We start from the raw sequence: 1944 nt of genomic DNA, 5'->3' as shown, positions 1-1944 counted from the left end.
TGGGCGCCCTGGCCCCTCATGGCATGGTTCCGGACGGAGCCGCCCTGTCGGCAGGCGCGTCGGGCGTGGCAGGGCTGAGCGTGGCCGGTGCCGCGCCCGGCGCGGGCGGTCTGATCCGCTACCTGATCCTGCGTCCCTTCCTGCCGCGCATCGTGCGCATGGTATCCGCCTTTTTCCGCGCGCTGCCCTTCCTGCTCAAGGGGGGGCGTTCGCTGGCTTCCGGTCGTCTCAACGTGGACGTGCTGGACGCGGCGGCGCTGGGCATCTCTCTGGTACGGGGCGACTTCCGTTCCGTGGGGCTGATCACCGCGCTGTTCGCCGTGGGCGAGTTCCTGGAGGAATGGACCCGCAAGAAGTCGCGCGAAAGCCTGGCCGAAAGCCTGGCCGTGGACGTGGACACCGTGTGGGTGAAGCGCGGCGAGGCAGAGGTGCAGGTGCCCCTTTCCGCCCTTGCCGACGACGACCTCGTGGTGGTTCGCGCCGGTTCGTCCATCCCCGTGGACGGCGTGGTGGCCGAGGGCGAGGCCATGGTCAACCAGACCTCCATGACCGGCGAACCGCTGGCCGTGGCCCGGCGCGCCGGGGCCTCGGTGTACGCGGGCACCGTGGTGGAGGAAGGGCGGCTGGACATCCGGCCCACCGGCGTGGGGTCCGAGACCCGCATCAACCAGATCGTGGGCTTCATCGAACGGTCGGAAGCCCTGAAGGCCAACGTGCAGGGCAAGGCGGAACGCCTGGCCGACGCCATCGTGCCGTACAGCTTCCTGCTGGCGGGCGGGGTGTGGGCCGTCACCCGAGACGTGGCCCGCGCCGCGTCGGTGCTGCTGGTGGACTACTCGTGCGCCATCCGTCTGGCCACGCCCCTGGCCATCCTGACCGGCATGCGCGAAGGCGCGCACCATGGCGTGCTCATCAAGGGCGGTCGGTTCATCGAAGGGCTGGCGGGCGCGGATACCGTGGTCTTCGACAAGACGGGCACCCTCACCGAGGCGCGCCCCCGTGTGGCCGAGGTCATCTCGCTGAACGGGCACGGTCGCGACGACGTGCTGCGCCTTGCCGCCTGCCTTGAAGAGCATTTTCCCCATCCCGTGGCCCGCGCCGTGGTGCGCAAGGCCGAGCAGGAATCGCTGGATCATCAGGAAGAACACGCAGAGGTCGAATACGTGGTGGCCCACGGCATCGCCTCGCGCCTGCGCGGCAAGCGCGTGCTGGTGGGCAGCCGTCACTTCGTCCACGAGGACGAGGGCGTGCCCCTGGACGAATTCCTGCCCGTGATCAACGAATGGGCGGCCAAGGGCTATTCCATCCTGCACCTGGCCATCGGGGGCAAGCTGGCGGGCATCCTGTGCATAGAGGACCCGCTGCGGCCCGAGGCCGCCGAGGTGGTGCGCGGCCTGCGCGAGCAGGGCGTGAAGCGCATCATCATGCTGACCGGCGATGGGCCGGTGACGGCCGCAGCGGTGGCCAACGCCGTGGGCGTGGACGAATGGCGCGCCCAGGTGCTGCCCGCCGACAAGGCCGACATCGTGCGGCAGTTGCAGGCCGAGGGCGGCAAGGTGGTCATGGTGGGCGACGGCATCAACGATTCGCCCGCCCTGTCCGCCGCCGATGTGGGCGTTTCGCTGCGCGACGGGGCCGACCTTGCCCGCGAGGTGGCCGACGTGGTGCTTTCCGGCAACGACCTTGCGGAACTGCTGGTGGCGCGCCACCTGGCAAAGGCAACCCTGCGGCGCATCCATGTGAACTTCGGGTCCATCATGGGGCTGAATTCGGCCTTCATGGCCCTTGGCCTGGTGGGCCGGGCGCAGCCGGGCATGCTGGCCCTGCTGCACAACCTGACCACCGTGGGCGTGGCCCTGAACGCCATGCGGCCCATGCTGGGCAATGGCGCGTCGGAAGGGCGGCGCGGCGCGGAGCGCACGCCGGGGGTGATGGCGCTGCCCG

The 1944-nt window shown here is 70.4% G+C and carries 1 protein-coding gene; it reads left to right on the top strand.

Annotated elements, in window-relative coordinates:
• Positions 1–23 precede the first annotated feature (23 nt).
• Positions 24–1944 (top strand): heavy metal translocating P-type ATPase (locus FVW20_RS13835; RefSeq protein WP_231039117.1); only part of this gene is annotated, 1921 nt, incomplete at its 3' end.

This window comes from Nitratidesulfovibrio oxamicus (genome assembly GCF_015731765.1).
GTDB lineage: Bacteria > Desulfobacterota > Desulfovibrionia > Desulfovibrionales > Desulfovibrionaceae > Cupidesulfovibrio > Cupidesulfovibrio oxamicus.
Note: the sequence above shows the minus strand (reverse complement) of the source record. Positions and strands in the feature narration are given on the sequence as shown.